Here is a 1,163-nt window from a genome sequence, read left to right as displayed (position 1 = left end):
GCCGGCGAGGTTGGCCAGGGCGGTTTCGCCGGCCTGAATGGCCGCGACGAATCCGTTGGCACCGGCGGTGAGGGCGGCACCCAACTGCGCCGCCAGCGGGCCCAGCCCACCGGAGAAGGTCAGCCCAAGGGTGTTGAGGCTGGCCTGAATTGCCGCCGACAACTGAGCACCGAGGGCGGGCAGGCTGAAGGAGAAGCCGAAGTTGCCCAGCTGGGCGAGGAACTGACCAGCCAAGGTCTGGCCGGCCTGAATCGCCCCGGTGAATCCGGCGGTGAAGGCCCCGGCCAGGTTCGCCAGTGCGGTCTCGCCGGCCTGAATGGCCGCGACGAAACCGTTGGCACCGGCAGTCAGCGCCGCACCCAACTGCGCCGCCAGCGGGCCCAGCCCACCGGAGAAGGTCAACCCAAGACCATTGAGGCTGGCCTGGATTGCCGCGGACAGTTGCGCACTCAGGGCTGGCAGGCTGAAGCTAAAGCCCAGGTTGCCCAGTTGGGCGAGGAACTGACCCGCCAGGGTCTGGCCGGCCTGGATGGCGCCCGTGAACCCGGCGGTGAACGCACCCGCCAGGTTCGCCAACGCCGTCTCGCCGGCCTGAATCGCCGCAACGAACCCGTTCGCGCCCGCGTTCAGGGCGGCACCGAGCTCGGCGGCCAGACCACCCAGTCCACCGGACAACGTGACGCCGATGCTGTTGAGGCTGGCCTGAATCGCCGCCGACAACTGCGCCGACAACGCCGGCAGGCTGAAGCTAAAGCCGAAGTTACCGAGCTGGGCCAGGAACTGACCAGCCAGCGTTTGGCCGGCCTGAATCGCCCCAGTGAACCCGGCAGTGAACGCACCAGCCAGATTCGCCAGCGCCGTCTCGCCGGCCTGAATCGCACCAATAAATCCGTTGGCGCCTGCGGTCAACGCGGCACCGAGCTCGGCGGCCAGACCACCAAGCCCGCCGGAGAGTGTGACGCCGATGCTGTTGAGGCTGGCCTGAATTGCCGCCGACAGTTGGGCACTCAGCGCGGGCAGGCTCAAGCTAAAGCCGAAGTTGCTCAGCTGGGCGAGGAACTGACCAACCAGACTCTGGCCCGCCTGAATCGCACCGGTAAACCCGGCAGTGAACGCACCAGCCAGATTCGCCAGCGCCGTCTCGCCGGCCTGAATCGCACCAA

General features: G+C 67.8%; 1 protein-coding gene. It reads right to left on the bottom strand.

The window, feature by feature from the left end; translation table 11 throughout:
- The coding region (locus tag AC5Y5V_RS31340) for a hypothetical protein (protein WP_499942961.1) at positions 1–1,163 on the bottom strand (1,163 nt) is incomplete at both ends.

It is taken from the genome of Mycobacterium sp. NGS68, from assembly GCF_059812195.1.
This window is presented reverse-complemented; position numbering and strand designations above follow the sequence as displayed.